This window comes from Roseomonas sp. 18066, from assembly GCF_902706185.1.
Classification (GTDB): Bacteria; Pseudomonadota; Alphaproteobacteria; order Acetobacterales; family Acetobacteraceae; genus Pseudoroseomonas.
This window is the reverse complement of record NZ_CACSJM010000004.1, coordinates 45,307-63,951: the sequence shown is the minus strand read 5'-3', so window position 1 is coordinate 63,951 and position 18,645 is coordinate 45,307. Positions and strand designations below refer to the sequence as shown.

Genomic DNA, 18,645 nt, shown 5'->3' with positions numbered 1-18,645 from the left:
TCCCCCTCCCGGCGCCACTCCCGCCACTGGTGGCGCCGCTCCCAGTTGCCTTCGTACGGCCGCTGGTCCCAGTACTGCACGGTCTGCGCCACCGCTGGCGGCGCGGCCACGGAAGTGGCGGTCGGGGCCGCCGAGGCGTCGCCCGCTGCCACCGTGAGCAGGTTCGCGACAAGTGCGACTGCCGCCGCCATCATGATCCGGTGCAACGGCGTCCCCGTGGTACCACGGCTCTGGAAATCAGATTTTGGCTGGAGGGCAGACCGATACGCTTCCGATCCGGCATGAGGTCGATCAACAATGGGGCCGACCCTGGTCGCCAGCGGCTGCGCCCACAGGCGATCAGGACCATGGAGGCGCATCATGTCGAACGTCGTGACCGGTGCCGAAGACAAGGCTGACTGGCTGCGCAAGCGTCGCCTGCTGACCGAGATGTTTCGACCCACGCCAGCCAGCGCGCTCAGGCTCCTGGAAGACCTGGACGACCGCGGGTGGTTCAGCTCGGTCGCCTGGCGCATCCAGCGCCTTGCGCCCCTGGTCGAGAGGCAGGGCAGCGCGTCAGACATCCAGCAGTTGGAACGGTTGCGAGGTAGGCTTTCCGAGGCTCAAGCCTACGAGGCAGTCCACGGCGCATACACGCTCTACAAACGGGACCACCCCAGGAACGTCTACCACCGCGAGCGCTGGGCCAGTCGGATCATGACTCCGGATGGCCTAATCATGGACCGCGACCTCGTTCCGCCGGAGATCCTTGCACAGCTGGGTCTGGGACATCAGCCCACTCCAGAAGGCTGATGTCTGGAAGAAGCCGTCGAAGCTCCGGCCCACGCCCACGCTTCCAGAAGATGCCGACGGCCTCATGGGGTTCGTCGTGCAGATTGATGACAGCCCCGATCTCATCGTCCACCAACGAAATTGGAGCGATCCTTGGCGCGGCCACGTCCTCCGGCGGCTTGATGCCTGCCATCAACGCCTCCTCGATGGCGTGAGCGAAGTTGACGGCCTCTTGGGCGGTATGGGCTGCCCGAGTGGCATACCCTTGCCTGACGATGATGAAAAACCAACGTTTGCTGCCGTTGAGGTACGAACGCGCTAGATCCGGAATGAAGGTCACGACTGCTGCCCCAGGGCTCCGACATGGTGGTGCAGCATTGACGGCGCCGTTTACGGGCGCAAGTACGGAAGCCGCGCCGCGCCGCGCCGCGCCGTACCGGCTGCGGGTGAGCCGGTTCAGACCCGATGCCTGTCAACGGTTCCGCTTGGCCAGACGCTTTCGGTGGGGACCCATGCCTGAGCCGCCGGATCCCACAGACTGGTTGGGGATGCTGGGGCGGGCGCGCTGGTTGCAGAAACATGAGGGGCGCAATGTCGCCTTCTAAACGCGAGCTTTTACGTAGCTCGAACCGGTAGCGGCGGATCTGATGAGCGGGACCCGACACTTCATTCAAGCTGTCAGGGAGTTCCCTGGCCTCATCTTCAGTTCCCCGCCGGGTAGGCGGCCGCATGCGAACCAATGGGGGCAGCGTGGACAGTCCTCGGCCTTGCCGGTGGCCGGAAAGGTCCCGCGTCGGAAAAGTTCACCAAGCTCCTGCAGGGTCTGCATCCTGGCTGTCAGCTTTTTGGCAGTCAGGTCGACAGGGCGCACCACATCGTCTGTCAGGCTAACCACCTCCGCGCGGCCGCGCCCGACACCTTCCTCCTGCGCGGCAAGTAGCAGGAGCGAGTCCTCCACCTTGTCGTCCTTGCGCCGCCTGCTCAGGGCACGACCGGAAACGTGAAGGTCACCCTGCACTCGACCGATGCGCCGGATCCCGTTGATCTGAACCTGCCTTGCACAATCAAATGGAGCTCAGGCGACACCTTCGCTGCCCCACGGGATGTCATCGCGCGCGGGACTGGAGAAGCGGGCGAGGCTACCCGCCGCCTTGCCATCGAGCTGTTCAAGGCGCAGCAGCGTCACGGGGAGTAGGCGTCGGCGCAGCGTCACCGGGCGGCCGCGACCGCGCCCGCGATGGGCACGCTAGCTGGATGCTCCTCCAGGGGCGAAGGCAAGCTCAAGGACTTCGTGGCCGGAGGTGAGCGCGACCGAGGTGGCGTAGGGAGCCTTCGAACCCGAGTTAACGAGGAGCCCAGGCGCGTCGCCGGTGGGCGGCTCGACGACGTTGCAGGGCGCCATCACGAGCCCCTTCGTTCATTGAGGGGCAGTGCCTTACGGCTTGGCGCCGCCAGGTGACGTGCCCCCCGGTCTGCATCTTCGGCTTCGCAGCCGCTTTCATCTGTGGATGCGGCAGTAGGGGAGGGCGGGCCCGCCAGCGGCCTGGTTGCAGAGCTCGCAGTGAGAGCTTCAACTTTGGCGTTCCGACTGGCAAACCGAACAGCTCCGGGCATGTGGTCCGGCAGGCAGCCGTTCAACCGAGGAAGCGGAGCGTCGCCGCCTGCATAGGAGTGCGGAGGCCGATGTCGTGGTGGCACGCTGCCGGAGCAGGCTCGAGGCGGAGGTGATGGCCCGCTTCGGCGCTCAGCCTGACCCGGGGCGGATGTGGCTGAGCGGCAAGCACCCCGCACTGGGTCGGTCACCTCGGGACCACTGCTTCGACGAAGGGAGGCTCGAACGCTGTAGGCGACCCCTTGACGCGCCGTTCCCCAAGTGGAGGCGGCGGTAGACCATCTGGTAGCCCCGCGGGCTGCGTTCAGGAATTCAGCCCAAAGCTTCCCAACGTCCTTACGCATGACAAAGGTGATCGGCTGAAGCACGTACCGCCCGGATGCCGAAGCATCGCTTGGCCGGTGACGCGGACGATGCCGCCGACCCGCTCGTAGGCGAAGACGAACCCAACGTTGACTCCAGGCGCCAGCCCTAGCATCCACGACCCGTCGGCGCCCTCCACACCCGGCGGCTGTCCCTCGGGACGCACCAGCGGGCCCCGACCATGCCAAGGATTCACGCCAGTGCTATGGAACACCACGGCTAACACTGCCGCGCCATCTGGCATGGAGCTCAACGGTAGCCCGCAGCCTCATCTGGCGCTCGGGCGCCCCGCTCGCTTGGGAAAAACCGATCGAAGGCGATACGTTCCGGGCGCGGTCCGTAGTGAAGCTCCGCGCGATCCGTAGGGGAAGAGGCTCACAAGCGTCTGATTTTGCCGATGGAATCAGCGCCGAATCTTGAATAGATTTTAGGCTGCTTGGAACCACCCGCCTGCGGTACTGGATCAGCTTGATGGCCGCGGTTACCCGGTTGGCGACGGAACATGCCGGTTCCGGGGTACAAGTCACTCACCGGGTCGCCAGTCCAGGGATACTCGCGCCCGGACGCGCCGCCACCGCCGCGGCTCATTCACGTCGGCGATGGGCGTATGCTGGCGCCGCAGCCTCGGGCTTGCCGCACGCCGGGCACGGGAGAGCATGGCGCCGTTCTAGGTCGCCCGGGAAGCACCCTGGTCAAGCGCAGCAGCGCGAACATCTTCCAACCATGAACGTACCCGCCCCGGGTCTCCCATGCCCAAAAGGAGGATAACAGCCGTGACTGGATCGCAATGACCTTTCGTAACGCGGTCGTGTCATGATACGACCTGTGCATGTCAGCGGCGGCTAGCATTGCTCCATCCGGTTGTCCGGAAATCGAATTTCGTTTGATTGGTGGCCACCTGAGGGCCTCCTGCAGGGTTGCGGCCCCTCCCAGCGTGCGAGGTAACGTTCCCGGGGAGGCGGACCTCGATCTGGCTCAGGTCGTCTCCATCTTGGACTCGGTCTCTGGACGGGTGAGGCAACTCGAGGCTGAGCTTCCCAAGCATCTGGCTGCACGCGACGCTGCCTTCCGCCGGGTAGCTCGCGCCTCGACGTTCCCCTTGAACGCGTTCATCGGATGGCGCCTGCCAGCCCTGAGGTCCAGACTGGCGGCGGCCGAAAGGAAGCTTGAGGAGGCGGTTGCCCGCAGGAACGGCAGCTGGACGTCACTCCATTTCGCCTTCCGGCCATCGACGCTCGAGGCTTTCCGCAACCTGGCCCTGGCCTTCCGCGCCTTGGGCACGACCCGCGCCATCTGGGTCACAACGAGCACGGCGGAGGGTACCGTCGCCGTTCCTGTGCTCGGCGCGGTGTTGCAGAGGCAGGCCGTGAAGGCCGCTCCGGCACTGCCGCCACACGTTGAATCGGATTGGCCAGGGCTGGCGTTCAGGCATTCCGGCGGCGGGCTCGAGCTCTACCCTGGCTTCGCGATGGTCAGTGCGAAGGCGGACACGAAGGCGGTGAGCCTGCTCGAGGTCCGGCTGGATACGACTTCGACGGTCGTGGCCGAGAACATCGATCCTCCGGCCGACGCCACTTTGGTCACCCGGGTCTGGGAGAAGGCGAACAAGGACGGCAGCCCCGACCGGCGCTACGCCAACAACCGGAGCATCGCGATCGTACGATACGGCCTCGTCCGCTTCTCGGCGCCGGGGATAGCGGCGACCAGCTACCTCGTCAGCAATCCCGAGCTGGCCCATCGCTTCGCCACGGCGTTCACCGAGTTCCAGAAGTGCATAGCAGCGGAGGAAAGCTCACTGGCCAGCGTGCCACCAGCATCTCGTGGCGAGCCACGTGTTGCACCTTTCACGCGAGCACCGGCGTCAGTGCCCCCGCCGCCGTCTGTTGGGAGGGCGCACGAGTATACCGTCGGCGCGCTTGTGGCGGGTGCCATCAGCGTCTGGCTGCTCATCATGGGGCCGCTGGGCGGCGAACTGCAGGCCACCGCGTCGGGTTCGGGTGCGCCGTTCACCCAGGCGTCTGCACCACCCCAGACTGCCGTGGCGCCGACCGGGCGAGTTGAGGTGAACGCCTCCCCAACCACACCCTCGGCGACCCTCCCTGAACCGACATCCACGTCAGTGGATACGGTAGCTGCAAATCCTCCGCCAAAGGCAGCGACCGCACCGGAGCGGGAGCGGATCGTCGTACGGGCTGGCGGCGCGAACATCCGCTCGGCGCCGAACGGGTCGGCCGACGTCCTGCGGACCACATCGGGAGGCACCCGCCTCAACGTGTTCGGCCGGTCAGGCGGATGGGTGCGGGTGGGTGAAGCGGACGCATGGGGGTGGGTCCACTCCAGCTTGCTGGAGGGCGGCAACTGAACGGCCCCCACGCCCTGGCAGCATTCCGGCAACGCTCCGGGGCTACCCCTGTCCCCCTGACCGGCGATCAGCATCGCCCGCCCTCATGACACTCGATTCCCGCTTTCCCCAGTCCCTGGCCAGCCGGACCTCTTCAGCGCGATGCCTTCCATTCTAATCCTTCAGCTTGCGGGCGGCTTGGCGGCCGCGGGCGCGGTTTGGCTGCTCACGCGACGGGCTCTGCGGTCCCGCGACGCTGAGCGCACCGAGGCGGAACGCCAGTCCTCGGCACCCCTCCTGTTGAGCGAGCAGGAACTTGTGGCTGACAACGAGCTGCGCTCGCGCCGTGCCTTCGAGGCGGTTATGGCGCATCCGGTTGTAGGCGCCGAGCAAGGCGGTCCTATTGCACCTCAGAAAGTAGAGCCTCCGCAGGGTTCTGCGGTTCAGGCCTTGCCAGCAGGGCAGAAAACCCGCGAGGAGATCCTGACGCGGGTGCTCGTGACACTTACCGATCCGGTGCCCGGGAACGGCGGTGGCCAGGGAGAGGCAGCGGCGCCGCCTTCGCCCGCGAGCAGGCGAACTGCTCATGAGATCGTCGCCCAGGTGCTTGCGTCTCGACGGCAGCAGGCCGTCGAGACGGCTGGGTTAAACGGCGGGAGCGCGGATCAGCCTCGGGTAGCGTCCCAGCCTACGCCGCTAGAGATGCCCCACCAGGCACTCGGCAATCTAGCTGGCCAGCAGAAGGGATCGGCCGCGCCCGCGGCTGGTACTAGCAATCCGCCACCGCCATCCGGCTTGCCGACCGACCTGTCTGCCTTCTTCGTCCGGGAGGTCGGCGATGCTGGGCACGGGCAGGCGCCAAGCCCGGCCATCGTGCCTCCGGCCGTGAAGTCGCCTGGGCTGCCACCGAGTGGCGCACCGGATGATCGGGGCATGATCGCCTTCAGGCTTAGTCCGGGTGCACCGCTTCCTCAACCTGCTCCGCCCACCTCGCCGTCACCCTGGGATGAAGTGCAAGGGCCTGCGCGGGTTGCAGCATCCGCGACGCCTGAGCTCGCGCGATGGATCCCGCCTGGGGAGGAGGTCCGGCTGGGAGGAACCCGGGTCACCGGCGGCATGATCTACGTGGGCCTGAACCTGCCCAGCCCCACAGGGTGGGGGACAGACCGCTGCCTCATCAACCCGAGCTTGCGCGTGGCCCGTGCGGCCGCCGCGGACGACATCACGAACATCAACTACTGGCCCGAGTACGCTGGCCTATCGCCCGCTCGCCGCCGTGCTTACGTCGACTGGCTGGCGGCGGGGCGCTCGGATCCACAGGTTGAGATCGGGCTGGTCTTCCTGTTCTTCTACGGCCTTGAGCGCAGGTTGTTCTTCGACCGGGAAGTTGCCGACACAGACCTGCTGGCGACCGAGGTGGACCGCCTGCTGGGCATCTACGGTGCCCATAACTCCTTCCAGGGCTACGCCAGGACCTTCCTGACGGCCGCCGCCCTCGTCTCAGGCCAGGCGATCCCAACTGTTGAACCTGGACCAGTCGTGAACTGGTCCGGAGAATTGCCTCTCCCGACACGGCTGCACCTCGGAGCGGCGCTGGCGGAAGGACGCAGCCTCCAGGCTGACGACGCGCTGCTCTGGGTGCTGGGCAGTCCCGAAACGCGGCTCAGAACGCCGGGTCAGCGCTGCTTCAAGGAAGCCCGCAGCCTATTTGCTCGCCAGTTCGCATCCAGGCATCCTAAGGGCCTGTTGGTGGATGACCCAGAGCGCCGCGTGTCCGTGAGCTACCGGGCGGCCAGCGACGGATTCACGGTCAGCATCCCTGGTCCGCACGAGAACCTCCCTGACATAGGCTGGCTGGACGCCCCGCTGCCTGGGCTGCGGGATATGCTTGAGGCTATCCAGACCGATCTGGAGGCATACAGCCGCCTACTGGGTCGGAAGCCCGAGGCACGCGGGACGCTCGAGGCGGCGATGCTCCTGCCGCCCACCTTGCGCGAGGACGCGTTAGCCGAGGCGGGTGCAGCCGCAAGACTGACGGTGAAATCCTTGCTGGGCGATTCCTTTATGGCTGCCATGCCGCCACGCCCCCTCCTCGACGCGCTTGGGATTTCGCTTGAGCGGGGTGCCAGCCGCTTGCCGGTTAGCGTAGCCAGCCAGCTCTTCCACCGGCTCGACGCACTCGGGTTCGGCGTGGAGCCTGACAGGCGCTACGGCGGCGAGGCGATCACGATGGCGGCCGAGGTTGTGCTGTTCGAGGCGGCCGACGGAGCGGCCGTCGATCCGGAGCGGCCCGCCTTCCACTTGGCCAAAGCAGCCATGGAGGTGGCCGCGCTGGCGGCCTCTGCCGACGGCGACGTGTCCGACCTCGAGTTCCAGGCCCTCCTCCGGGAAGCCAGGACGATGCCAGACCTTAACCTACCAGAGGCTGTTCGGCTGGAAGCCTTCGTCTGGCGCCTGCGCGAACGGACCAGGAGCGGTGCAGCCCTCAAGAAGGCGGCCGACCTACCTCCGGAAGCCCGGCAGGCCATCGCGCGGGCGGCCATCTCGGCCGTGCTGGCGGACGGACAGGCATCCCGCGCCGAGGTCGAGTTCCTTGAGAAGCTGCACAGGACACTGGGCCTGCCACCTGAGTCGGTGCATTCGGCCCTCCATCAGGGCGCCAGTGGTGACTTCCGGACGCCGCGTCCTGCTAGGCTCCCGCAGCCGGGTGGAGCTTCCGGTCAGTCCGGGATCGCGCTGGACGCGGAGCGCATGGCCCGCATCCGGCAGGAGACAACCCAGGTCGCGTCCTTGCTCTCGACCATCTTCACCGAGGAGCCGGAACCCGTAACCGAAGCGGCGCCCGCTGCCCCTGAACCGGCTGGCGAGATGGCGAAACGGTTCTCGGGCCTGGACGATGCGCACGGCACGCTGCTGGATGCGGTGGCCGCCGTCCATTCCATGCCCATGACAGCCTTCGAGGCTGAGGCCAAGCGCCTGCGGGTCTTCCCGGAGGGCGCCCTTGAAACAATCAATGATTGGGCGTTCGAGCGCTTTGGGGAGCCGATCCTCGAGAACGATGATGACTCCGTCGAGGTCGCCGAGCACCTCCGTTCCGAACTCACTGCCGTCCGAGAGAAACCATGAGCGCACCGACCAAGATCCGCCCGCGGGACCGCGACACCATTATCCAGGCGCTGCAGGCGGGCGTGGTCCCCCGTGTCGGCCTTCAGCATGTCCAGGTTGGCCGTGTGCGGGAGCTTCAAGCCCTGGTGCGCGACGTCGAGCGGATCGCCGATGGTGGCTCCGCCATCCGCTTCGTCATCGGCGAGTACGGCGCCGGTAAGAGCTTCTTCCTCAGCTTGGTGCGGCTGGTCGCGCTGGAGAAGCGTCTGCTGACCGTCCACGCCGACCTCGGGCCCGACCGGCGCCTTCACGCGTCCAACGGTCAGGCGCGGGCGCTCTACAGCGAGGCGGTGCGGAACATGGCGACCCGCACCAAGTCCGACGGTGGCGCGCTGGCGAGCGTCCTGGAACGCTTCGTGGCCGATCTGGTGAAGACCGCGGGCGAGCGGGGCGTACCCGTGAAGCGAGTGCTCGAGGAGCGCTTGGTCCACCTGCAGGAGGGCGGAGGCGGCTACGACTTCGCCACTGTGGTGGAAGCCTACTGGCGCGGTAGCGAGGAGGGCAGCGAGGAGCTGAAGGCGAACGCCCTTCGCTGGCTGCGTGGGGAGTTCTCCACCAAGACCGAGGCGCGTCAGGCACTCGGCGTACGCAACATCATCAACGACCAGGACCTTTACGAGGGGTTGAAGCTGATGGCGGCGTTGGCGAAGCTTGCGGGCTACGCCGGTCTGCTCGTGGTCTTCGACGAGATGGTCAACCTGTACAAGCTCCAGAGCAAGCAGGCCCGCGACCAGAACTATGAGCAGATCCTCGCCATCCTCAACGACGTCCTCCAGGGAAACACCTCCGGCATCGGCTTCGTCCTGGGCGGCACGCCGGAGTTCCTCACCGACACTCGCCGCGGCCTGTACAGCTACGCCGCCCTGCAGTCCCGGCTTTCCGAGAACAGCTTCGCGCGCGAAGGCCTGGTGGATCTCTCCGGCCCGGTGCTGCGCCTGCAGAGCCTGACGCCCGAGGAACTGATGGTGCTGCTCGGCAACGTCAGGAACGTCTTCGCCGGTGGCGACCCCGCGCGGCACCTGGTGCCGGACGAGGCGCTGAACACCTTCATGGCCCACTGCAACGAGCGGGTGGGCGAGGCCTACTTCCGGACCCCGCGCAACACCATCAAGGCGTTCTGCCAGCTGTTGTCCATCATCGAACAGAACCCTGGCGCCGACTGGCGCACCCTCCTCGGCGACGTGCAGGTCTCGCCGGACGTGCCGGACGACGACGCCGAGATCCCGGAGCCCGAGATGGCCGCTGCCGGACCCAACGAAGCGCCTGTTGTCGGCGTGGCTGGCCCGCGTGACGATGAACTCACCGCTTTCAAGCTCTGATCTGTCGGGCGCCTACGACCTCCTTCACCCGGAGGTTCGGCGCTGGGTCCGAGACCAGGGTTGGGCCGGGCTTCGGGAGATCCAGTCCAAGGCCATCTTGGAGGTCCGAGGCGGCCAGGGCGACATCCTGGTCTCCGCCTCGACAGCAGCCGGGAAGACGGAGGCCGCCTTCCTGCCGGTGCTGTCCCAGGTGGCTGGCGAGCCGCATGTCGGTCTCTCGGTCCTCTATGTCGCGCCCCTGAAGGCGCTCATCAACGACCAGTTCGGCCGCCTGGAAGACCTTTGCGAGCGGCTGGAGCTGCCGGTGGTGCGATGGCACGGCGACGCCCCCGATGCGGCGAAGAGCGGCCTGGTGAAGCGGCCGCGGGGCCTGGCGCTTATCACACCGGAATCGATCGAGGCGCTGTTCAGCCGCCGCCCCGCGGCCGCGAAGGCGCTGTTCAGCAACCTGCGCTTCATCGTCATCGACGAGCTGCACGCCTTCCTGGCCGGGCCGCGCGGCGTCCACCTCGCATCCCTGCTACGCCGGATCGATGCCCTAGCAACCCGGCCAGCCCGCCGGATCGGGCTCTCCGCGACACTGGGCGACCTCAAGGCCGCCGCGGCGTGGCTGCGGCCGTCAGCGCCCCAGGACGTCCAGATGGTGCAGTCGCCGTCGGGAGGCAGCAACCTGCAGCTCCAGGTGCGCGGCTACATCGCGCCGTTCCGACCGCGTGCCACGGAAGGTGAGGGGGATCTCGCCATTCGCGCGGTGGCCGACCACCTGATGGTGACGCTGCGGGGCACGAATTCCTTGGTCTTCGGAGGCTCCCGTGCCCGCGTGGAGACGGTCGCGGACCTGCTCCGTGGCCTGTGCGAGCGAAAGAACGTCCCGAACGAATTCTTCCCACACCACGGCAACTTGTCGAAGGAATTGCGCGAGGATTTGGAGCGCCGCCTGAAGGACGGGCGGCTGCCGACCACGGCCGTCTGCACCTCTACCCTGGAGCTCGGCATCGACATCGGTTCTGTCGCCTCCGTCGCGCAAATCGGGGCGCCGCGGTCGCTCTCCTCGCTGCGCCAGCGCCTGGGCCGGTCCGGTCGCCGGGCTGGCGTGCCTGCGGTCCTGCGCCTCTACGTCATCGAGGACGAGCTCAGGCCCGAGGCCAGCCTGCTGGACCAGATCCGCCAGGAATCGGTCCGGGCGGTGGCTGCGATCCGCCTCCTCGGGCAAGGATACATTGAGGCACCGGGCAGCGTGGACGGGCTGGGATCGGCGCTGCTGCACCAGACGCTGTCCCTCATCTGCGAGCGCGGCGGGGCTCGCGCCGACATGATCTACCGCCTGCTCTGTGGCCCGGGGCCGTTCGCATCGGTGAAGCCGCCGCTCTTCATGGACCTGCTGCGGAGCATGGGGGGCCCGGACGCCAAGCTCATCGAGCAGGCGCCGGACGGAGTGCTGATGCTGGGCGAGGCGGGGGAGCGACTTGCGGGCTCCCGCGACTTCTTCGCCCTGTTCGCCAGCAGCGACGAGTGGCGGGTCGTCACCAGCGGGCGGTCGCTCGGCTCCATCCCCGTTAGCAGCCCGGTCATGGTCGGCAACCTCATCGTCTTCGCCGGGCGGAGATGGATTGTGCGCGAGGTCGACGAACCGTCCCGCATCATCACGGTGGACCCGCACAGGGGCGGCACGCCGCCGACCTTCGAGGACAGCACGCCTGAGCCGGTCGACGATCGCCTCGCGGCCGAAATGCTCGCCGTCTACATGGCTGACGACCAGCCGGGATGGATTGATGCGACCCTGGCCCGCCTGCTCGACGAGGGCAGGAAGTCTTTCCGGCGCATGGGACTTGAGACCCGGCGAGCCTTCCGGGCGGGCGATGACGTCCACCTCTTCACTTGGCGGGGCACCCGGTCGAACGGGCTGCTCGCCATCCTGCTGGGCGCCGCGGGCTTCACCTGTTGGGCCCACGACACCGGTGTGGTCGTGTCCCGACCGGACCTGCATCAGCTCACCGCCAAGCTGGCGGAACTCCAGATGTCGGGTGTGCCGGACCTTCAGGCGATCTCGGCCGACGTGGGTGCAATTTCGACCGGGAAATTTGATGGCCTGATCGCGCCGCCGGTGCTGCGTGGCTTCTGGGCGCTGGCCGTGCAAGGCGCGGCCGGTGACATCCAGGCCACCGTGGCGCCGCTCCAGCAGATCCCCGAGGGCGACGGCGACGGAAGCACCGATGATGGCGCCCCGTCAGCGGCGGCTGCCATTTCCGAGCCGCCCAGTTCTGGTGTGCAGCCTTGACCTTCCTCCTGGAGCCCTGAAAAGGGGAGCGCGGCCAGACGGCGATGCCGCTCCGGCAGACCCGGTGGGGTCGTGGTGCAGCGCGTTTCGACCAGCCAGACCTTTGCGCCGCAGGCAGGCGCATTGCAGACGTCGTCCGTGTAGGTTGAAGAACGACGGTGTGGACTCCCGTTGCGCCACACTGGGCTCCGCCACGATCGGCACGAACGAGGGTGTCGCGCTGTGCCGCATCTCTCGCCGCCAGGTGAACACCTGTTGTGAGCAGACCTGCTAACGACGCGCCACCTTGGCAATGACGGCGCCGGGTGCGAGCGTCTCCGCAACAATCCGCGCCTTGGCTTCCTCTGACCATCGCCGCCGCCGCCCAGGGCCCATCAGCACCTCTACCAGGCGGTATCCGCGGCCACTCGCGTCGTCACTAACGTCGACCATAATCGCGGCTCGAAGCTCCCCAACTGCAGGCGAGGCAGCACAGTACCGGCACGATTGAGAAGAAGGGCATTCAGGCAGCGCTTACCACAAGGGTCAGACATGCCGAAGGTGCTGCTAGTTGAGGTAGCCTCTACCGAGGCATTGCTACTGGAAGAGTGCTGCGACGCGGTTTGGCTTCCGGCCGACATCGACGATGTCATGACAATTGCCCGCAACAGGCTTTTGCTGGATGCCTCACTTCGTTAAGCGGTGCTTCTGCGTTCCCCTCCGGTGAAGGCCGCCTTCCGACGCGGGCCTGAATCTGTCTTCTGATCTTATCGACGCTCTTAAGAGCGTTGCTAAGAACAGGGGCCGGATTGAATGGAGATCATTGCTGGCATCGAGCGCCGTCGCCAATGGCGGGTCGAGGACAAGCTCCGGATCGTGGCGGAGGCTGAGCGTCCTGGTGCCTGCTTTGTCGAGGTTGCCCGCAGGCACGAGGTGAGCCGCAGCGTGTTGTGGGCATGGCGCAGGCAGGTGCGGCAGGGGAACCTGGCGCCCGGTCCGGCGGCGATGTTCGTGCCGCTGCGGGTATCGCCGGATGGTCCTGCCGTGCCGCCCGGCGCCGCTGCCGTGCCGACGGTGCACCGACCCAGGCGAACCCGGTCGCCGCAGGCCAGATCGAGATCACCTTGCCCGGTGGCACGGTGATCCGCGTTGGCGAGGCGATCAGCGCCGCTGCCTTGCGGCGGGTGATGGCGGCGCTGCGCGCATGATCCCGACGTCTGCAAGCCTGCGCGTCTGGCTGGCGGTGGGCCATACGGACATGCGGCGCGGCATGGCGGGCCTGGCGCTGCAGGTGCAACAGGCGCTCGGGCGTGATCCGTATGCCGGAGATCTCTATGTGTTCCGGGGCCGCCGCGGCGACCTGGTCAAGATCGTCTGCCATGATGGCATCGGCATGTCGCTCTACGCCAAGCGGCTGGAGAGAGGCCGGTTCCTGTGGCCCACGCCGACCGATGGGGTGGTCGGCATTTCCGCGCCCCAGCTGGGCTACATGCTGGATGGGATCGACTGGCGCAATCCACGGCATACCGTAAGCGTTGCTCCGAGACCCATGGCAGCGTTGTAGCGCTCAGCGTGGGCTGGTCGTGGCCCAGCACCACGGCATGAGCTCATCGATGCGAGCCTTGGGCCAGCGGTTGACGAGGCGGGTCAGCAGATCGGTGAGGTAGCGCTGGGGGTCGACGGCGTTGAGCTTGCAGGTTTCGATCAGCGAGGCGATGGCGGCCCAGTTCTCTCCGCCTTCGTCGGATCCTGCGAACAGCGCGTTCTTGCGGCTGAGGGCGATGGGACGGATGGCGCGCTCGACCGGATTGGTGTCGAGGTCGATGCGGCCGTCCTCGAGGAACCGCAGCAGGCCTTCTCGCTGGTTCAGAGCATAGCGGATGGCTTCAGCCGTGGGGCTGCGGCCAAGCAGGCGCGCCAGCTGCTGCGCGAACCAGGCGAACAGGTCATGCACGAGAGCAGCGCTCCGGCTGGCGCGCGCCGTCAGGCGCTGCGGCGGTGGTTGGCCGCGGATCTCCGCTTCGATGGCGTAGAGGGCAGCGATGCGCCGCAGGGTTTCCTCGGCGATCGGGGCCGCCTTGCTCTGCGCGAGGTCGTAGAACCGGCGGCGGACATGGCTCCAGCAGGTGGCGAGGAGCGCCGGGCCCGCATTCGCGGCGGGCGGCAGCAGGCTCTTATAGGCGGCATAGCCGTCGCATTGCAGGATGCCGCGATAGCCGCCCAGCAGGGCCCTGGCATGCTCGCGGCCCCGGCCGGGGGCATAGCGATAGACCACGCCGGGCGGATCGGTGCCGCCCCAGGGCCGGTCATCCCGCGCGATCGCCCAGAAGTAGCCCTGCCTGGTCCGCCCGCGCCCCGGGTCGAGCACCGGGACTACGGTCTCATCGGCATAGAGCCGCGCCGAGCCCAGCAGGATCTCGCGCAGCCGCCGCACCACCGGCGCGATCTCGGCGCTGGCCTGGCCGACCCAGGCCGCCAGGGTGGAACGGTCGAGCAGCACACTCTGCCGGGCGATGATCTGCGCCTGCCGGTAGAGCGGCAGGTGGTCGGCGTAGCGCGCCACCAGGACATGCGCGACCGTCGCCTCGGTCGGCAACCCGCCCTCGACCAGGCGGGACGGCGCCGGGGCCTGCAGCACGACGCCGTCGCAGGCGCGGCGTATTTGGGGCGACGGGTGACGAGCACCCGGAACTGCGCCGGGATGACGTCCAGGCGCTCGGCGGCATCCTCGCCGATCCGCACCAGAGTGGCCTGGCAGCAAGGGCAGGCTTGCTGTTCGGGTTCGAGCAGCACCTCGACCCGCGGCAGGTGGGCAGGCAGGGCGCCGCGGCTGGCCCGGCGCCTGGCGATGCGCGCCTGCCGGAGCGTCTCGCTGTTCCGTTCGGCCTCCGCCTCGTCCCTGGCAACCGCCGTCTCGATGTCGGCCAGGGCGAGTTGGAGCTGGTCCTCCGGGAGGCGCTCGGACCCGCGGCCGAACTGCCGCCGCTGGAGTTGGAGCAGCATATGCCGCAGCCGGTTGTTCTGTGCCTCGAGCCCGTCGCGCTCGGCCATGACGCCGACCAGCATCGCGCGCAGCAGCGCCGGATCATCGGGGAGCGCTGCGATGTCGAGCGCGGCGGGCATGCCGGAATCCTCGCCCGTCCCACCGCGTCGCGCCAAGCCGAAATTGCTATCCCGCGACGTCCGGCCGCGCCGTCCAGGCGGGCATGCGCCAGTCTATGCCTTCCAGCAGCATCGAGAACTGGGCAGGCGTCAGCGAGATCGCGCCATCGTGTGCCTGCGGCCAGACAAACTTTCCGCGCTCCAGCCGCTTGGCATAGAGCACGAGCCCCTGGCCATCCCAGAACAACAGTTTGACCAGATGGCCGCGGCGGCCGCGAAAGGCGAACACATGGCCGCTGAACGGATCCCGCCCCAGCACTTCCTGCACCAGCCGCGCGAGCCCGTCGAACCCACGCCGCATGTCGGTCGGGCCCGCCGCCAGCCAGACCCGCACCCCGGCAGGCGGTGCGATCACGCCTCCAGCGCCAGAGCCAGGCGGGCCAGGGCGGCCGGATCCGTGGCCGGGCTCACCCGCAGCACCCGCCCGTTGCGCAGCACGATCTCGATGGGCGGGGCGTCACCATCGGCAGGCTTGCCGGAAGGTTCGGCTGCCGCGGCGACTTCGGGGGTCATCAGCCGCACCGGCAGCAGCCGTGGCACCGCACCACCCGGCCCGCGCGCCTCAGCCCGCGCATCACGCCGCCAGCGGTGCAGCAGGCTGGAGCAGACGCCATGGCGGCGCGACACGGCCTGTACTGACGCTCCCGGGCGCAGCGTCTCCGCCACCAGCCGGACCTTTTCCTCCGGCGTGTAGCTCCGACGACCCTCGCCGCGCGTCACGATCTCGATCCGCTCCGCCTTGAGGCTAGCTCGAGTGTCAGCACCAGTGCTGGCTCCAGTGCCAGCCTCATCCTTCGACATCGCACCACCTCGACCTGATGAGATGCTACGTCACGAGATTGGCCCTCTCAGGCAAGGTGGGCCGCGGAGCAACGCTTACGGCATACCTTCCGGCCGGACGCCGCCGGGTGATGCCCTGTGACGCAGTTTCCTGAGGCGGCGCGAGGGATTCTGTGATTCCATCCAGGGCGTGGACAATCCCTCCGAAACCCTGCCGGATGATGTCGATGCCCTGAAAGCAGCGGTGCTGTCGGCCGCGGCGCATGCCCGGCGCATCGAGGCCGAGCTGGCCAATGCCAGGGCCCGAGCCTTCGACGACCAGGCGATCATCGCCCATCAGCAGCTGCAGATCGCCAAGCTACGGCATCAGCTCTATGGCCAGAGGTCTGAACGTGGCCAGCGCCTGCTCGACCAGCTTGCCCTGGCATTCGACGAACTGGAAAGCTCGGCGACGGCCGACGAAATCGCCGCCGAGCAGGCGGCCGCGCACACCATCAATGTCGCGCCTTTCGCCCGCAGGCGACCGGCGCGCCAGCCATTCCCTGCGCATCTGCCGCGCGAGCGCGTGGTCGAGCCCGCGCCGAGCCATTGCCTGTGCTGTGGCAGCGCCCGGCTGCGCAAGCTGGGCGAGGATGACGGAAACGCTGGAGGTGATCCCGCGCCGCTGGAAGGTCATCCAGCACGTGCGGGAGAAATTCTCATGCCGCGCCTGCGAGAGGGTGAGCCAGGTGCCAGCGCCGTTCCATGTGACGGCGCGCGGATGGGCGGGGCCCAACCTGCTGGCCATGGTTCTGTTCGAGAAATTCGGCCAGCACCAGCCGCTGAACCGCCAGGCTGAACGCTACGCCCGGGAGGGCCTGCCGCTCAGCCTCTCGACCCTGGCAGACCAAGTGGGTGCCTGCTGCGCGGCGCTGGCGCCGCTGTCGCGCACCCTGGAGGCCCATGTCATGGCCGCCGAACGCCTCCATGGCGACGACACCACCGTGCCGGTGCTGGCGCCTGGCAAGACCGACACAGTGCGCTGCTGGGTCTATGTCCGCGATGATCGGCCGTTTGGCGGCACGGCGGCACCGGCCGCCCTGTTCCACTACTCGCGCGACCGCGGGGGCACGCATCCGCAGGCCCATCTCGCCCGCTATGCCGGACTGTTCCAGGCCGATGCCTATGGCGGGTATGGCAAGCTCTACGCCGCTGACCGCAAGCCAGGACCGATCATCGAGGCGGCCTGCTGGGTGCATGCGCGGCGACCCTTCTTTGTCCTGGCGGATCTGGCCAAGAGCGCCGCGCAGGCCGCAGGGAGCAGGCCGACCAAGGTGATGTCGCCGATCGCGCTGGAGGCTGTCCGGCGCATCGACGCCTTGTTCGACATCGAGCGCGACATCAACGGTGCAAGCGCCGCGGGACGCCTGGCCGTCCGGCAGGCCGCGAGCGCACCCCTGGTCGCCGGGCTCGAAGCCTGGATGCGAGAGCAGCGCGCGCGTTTGTCCCGCACGAACGACCTGGCCCGGCCATGGACTATATGCTGAAGCGCTGGGAGGCCTTCACCCGGTTCCTCCAGGATGGCCGGATCTGCCTCTCCAACAACGCGGCGGAGCGCGCGCTGCGCGGCATCGCTCTCGGCAGAAAGTCGTGGCTGTTCGCCGGTTCCGACCGTGGCGGCCAGCGTGCGGTGGCCATGTACTCGCTGATCGTCACAGCCAAGCTGAACAATGTGGACCCACAGGCCTGGCTGGCCGATGTGCTGCGCCGGATCGCGGGACATCCCGCCAGCAGGCTCGAGGACCTGCTGCCATGGAGCTGGCAGGCCCATCAGCCGCCCCGAAGCGAGGTCGCCTGACATGGCCGCCATCTCCGCCGTGTTCACCATCGGCCATGTCGCCGCACTGCTCGGCGAGGACGAAGACTGGCTGTCCGACCTGTCCATCAGCATGTTCCCCGAAGACGGCTGCCTGCACGTCTATGGCGTCGGCGAGGATGGCGTGACCGCCTTTACCCAGGACGGCATCGAGAACCTGCGGCAGATCATTGAGGACGAGCAGGCATCCGGAACAGCTCCTCCTCGGCCAGCCAGCTCTCCATAGCCAGGGCGGCGGTGTTCACCGGATGCTTACGCTTCTGCGACAAACGCCGTGCGAAAAAATTATGTTTGGCCACTGGCTGCTCTCGCATCGGTGTCTGGACCGCTTTGCCTTTAGCATGTGCTCTGCCGCTTCTCGCAACAGCCTAGCGGTGACCCATGCCCCACCAGCCTGACCTGAGCCAGTCGGTGATGATGCAAAACGTGGCTACGGCCATGGTTGAAGCAGTGCTAAGTTTGGTCGAGCAGGGCGGCGTCAATCCGCAAGCTGCCTCGTCTCTGCTGGATCGCGCCATAGCAAGGCTCCCCGCGGCAGCTCAAGCGATGATCAGATTCGAAGCTCACAGACTGTGGATGATCCAACTAGCAGAATCTTAGTGCCACCCACCCGTTTCCAGCGTTCACTCTATGCAAAGGAAATGCGCGGAAAGAAGCGATGAAACGCACACCGAAAGGCGCGAGAGCCGTCGTTGACGCACTGATACAGGAGATTGAAGCGCTCGTAAAACGAGGCGGCGTCCGAGCAGAGGATGCCTACGCGCTATTGCACAAGACGATCGATCAGCTTCCGCCCCTTGCTCGGTGCGTGCTGAGGCCAGAAGCGGAAATAACCACCAAAAAAAATCGATTCCGCCCGAAATATCGGTTTAGACAAATCCGCTTGTTTTCGGCCTCTTCTACTCAGAACGATTTCCCGTATGAGCACGCGGCAAGCAATGTCGCGCAGGTTGAATTCAGTAAAAGCAAAGACATCGCATTTTAGCGCCTGAAAATGCGGTAGAACCAGATATTGTAGAT

At 67.3% G+C, this 18,645-nt stretch carries 14 protein-coding genes and 2 pseudogenes; 11 read left to right on the top strand and 5 right to left on the bottom strand.

What is annotated here, in order from left to right; genetic code table 11:
• Positions 1-360: 360 nt before the first annotated feature.
• The 3 genes from GVN67_RS01640 to GVN67_RS01630 all read left to right on the top strand — a co-directional run bounded on the left by GVN67_RS01640 (position 361) and on the right by GVN67_RS01630 (position 5,108).
• Positions 361-792 carry a hypothetical protein gene (locus GVN67_RS01640; protein WP_159992522.1) on the top strand — a complete coding sequence of 144 codons (432 nt, stop codon included), beginning with the start codon at positions 361-363 and terminating at the stop codon, positions 790-792.
• Positions 793-1,771: 979 nt separating this feature from the next.
• Positions 1,772-1,966, top strand: a complete 195-nt coding sequence (locus GVN67_RS01635; RefSeq protein WP_159992521.1) for a hypothetical protein — start codon at positions 1,772-1,774, stop codon at positions 1,964-1,966.
• A gap of 1,879 nt (positions 1,967-3,845) precedes the next feature.
• A complete protein-coding gene (locus GVN67_RS01630) occupies positions 3,846-5,108 on the top strand; it encodes an SH3 domain-containing protein (protein ID WP_159992520.1) in 1,263 nt (420 codons plus the stop codon).
• Positions 5,109-5,261: 153 nt separating this feature from the next.
• Here the strand turns inward: GVN67_RS01630 and GVN67_RS01625 are convergent, their stop codons facing one another.
• Entirely contained in the window at positions 5,262-5,480 is a 219-nt protein-coding gene (locus GVN67_RS01625) for a hypothetical protein (protein WP_159992519.1), read from the bottom strand.
• Here GVN67_RS01625 and GVN67_RS01620 point away from each other — a divergent pair.
• From GVN67_RS01620 to GVN67_RS01610, 3 genes are read left to right on the top strand one after another with little or no spacing between them, the layout of a single operon-like run.
• The gene (locus tag GVN67_RS01620) at positions 5,451-8,213 is read left to right on the top strand and encodes a TerB N-terminal domain-containing protein (RefSeq protein ID WP_368667220.1); all 2,763 of its coding nucleotides are present in this window, start codon (positions 5,451-5,453) and stop codon (positions 8,211-8,213) included. The two genes, GVN67_RS01625 and GVN67_RS01620, sit on opposite strands and share 30 nt — an antisense overlap.
• A complete protein-coding gene (locus GVN67_RS01615) occupies positions 8,210-9,571 on the top strand; it encodes an ATP-binding protein (protein ID WP_159992517.1) in 1,362 nt (453 codons plus the stop codon). Before GVN67_RS01620 ends, GVN67_RS01615 begins: the two co-directional genes overlap by 4 nt.
• A complete protein-coding gene (locus GVN67_RS01610) occupies positions 9,519-11,849 on the top strand; it encodes a DEAD/DEAH box helicase (RefSeq protein ID WP_159992516.1) in 2,331 nt (776 codons plus the stop codon). Before GVN67_RS01615 ends, GVN67_RS01610 begins: the two co-directional genes overlap by 53 nt.
• 270 nt (positions 11,850-12,119) lie before the next feature.
• Here GVN67_RS01610 and GVN67_RS30505 read toward each other — a convergent pair whose 3' ends face one another.
• Positions 12,120-12,224, bottom strand: a complete 105-nt coding sequence (locus tag GVN67_RS30505; protein ID WP_368667219.1) for a transposase — start codon at positions 12,222-12,224, stop codon at positions 12,120-12,122.
• A 417-nt stretch (positions 12,225-12,641) separates the two neighbouring features.
• Here GVN67_RS30505 and tnpA (GVN67_RS01600) point away from each other — a divergent pair, with 417 nt between their 5' ends.
• Positions 12,642-12,971 carry an IS66-like element accessory protein TnpA gene (gene tnpA, locus GVN67_RS01600; protein WP_159992514.1) on the top strand — a complete coding sequence of 110 codons (330 nt, stop codon included), beginning with the start codon at positions 12,642-12,644 and terminating at the stop codon, positions 12,969-12,971.
• Positions 12,972-13,032: 61 nt separating this feature from the next.
• Positions 13,033-13,392 (top strand): IS66 family insertion sequence element accessory protein TnpB, encoded by a 360-nt coding sequence (gene tnpB, locus GVN67_RS01595; protein ID WP_159992513.1) that lies wholly within the window; start codon positions 13,033-13,035, stop codon positions 13,390-13,392.
• A gap of 3 nt (positions 13,393-13,395) precedes the next feature.
• Here tnpB (GVN67_RS01595) and tnpC (GVN67_RS01590) read toward each other — a convergent pair.
• The 3 genes and pseudogenes from tnpC (GVN67_RS01590) to tnpA (GVN67_RS01580) form a co-directional block, all read right to left on the bottom strand.
• A pseudogene (gene tnpC, locus GVN67_RS01590) lies at positions 13,396-14,951 on the bottom strand (IS66 family transposase).
• Positions 14,952-14,997: 46 nt separating this feature from the next.
• Positions 14,998-15,345, bottom strand: coding sequence for an IS66 family insertion sequence element accessory protein TnpB (gene tnpB, locus GVN67_RS01585; protein WP_159992512.1), 348 nt, complete (start codon positions 15,343-15,345; stop codon positions 14,998-15,000).
• Complete coding sequence (tnpA, locus tag GVN67_RS01580) at positions 15,342-15,710, bottom strand: IS66-like element accessory protein TnpA (protein ID WP_159992511.1); 369 nt, start codon at positions 15,708-15,710, stop codon at positions 15,342-15,344. The genes tnpB (GVN67_RS01585) and tnpA (GVN67_RS01580) overlap by 4 nt, the downstream gene beginning before the upstream one ends.
• A gap of 250 nt (positions 15,711-15,960) precedes the next feature.
• Between tnpA (GVN67_RS01580) and tnpC (GVN67_RS01575) the strand changes: the two are divergent.
• The 3 genes and pseudogenes from tnpC (GVN67_RS01575) (at position 15,961) to GVN67_RS01565 (ending at position 18,610) form a co-directional block, all read left to right on the top strand.
• Positions 15,961-17,607, top strand: a pseudogene (gene tnpC / locus GVN67_RS01575) (IS66 family transposase).
• A gap of 1 nt (position 17,608) precedes the next feature.
• On the top strand, positions 17,609-17,851 hold the full coding sequence (locus GVN67_RS01570) for a hypothetical protein (RefSeq protein ID WP_159992510.1): 243 nt from the start codon (positions 17,609-17,611) through the stop codon (positions 17,849-17,851).
• A gap of 432 nt (positions 17,852-18,283) precedes the next feature.
• On the top strand, positions 18,284-18,610 hold the full coding sequence (locus tag GVN67_RS01565; protein ID WP_159992509.1) for a hypothetical protein: 327 nt from the start codon (positions 18,284-18,286) through the stop codon (positions 18,608-18,610).
• Positions 18,611-18,645: the final 35 nt, after the last annotated feature.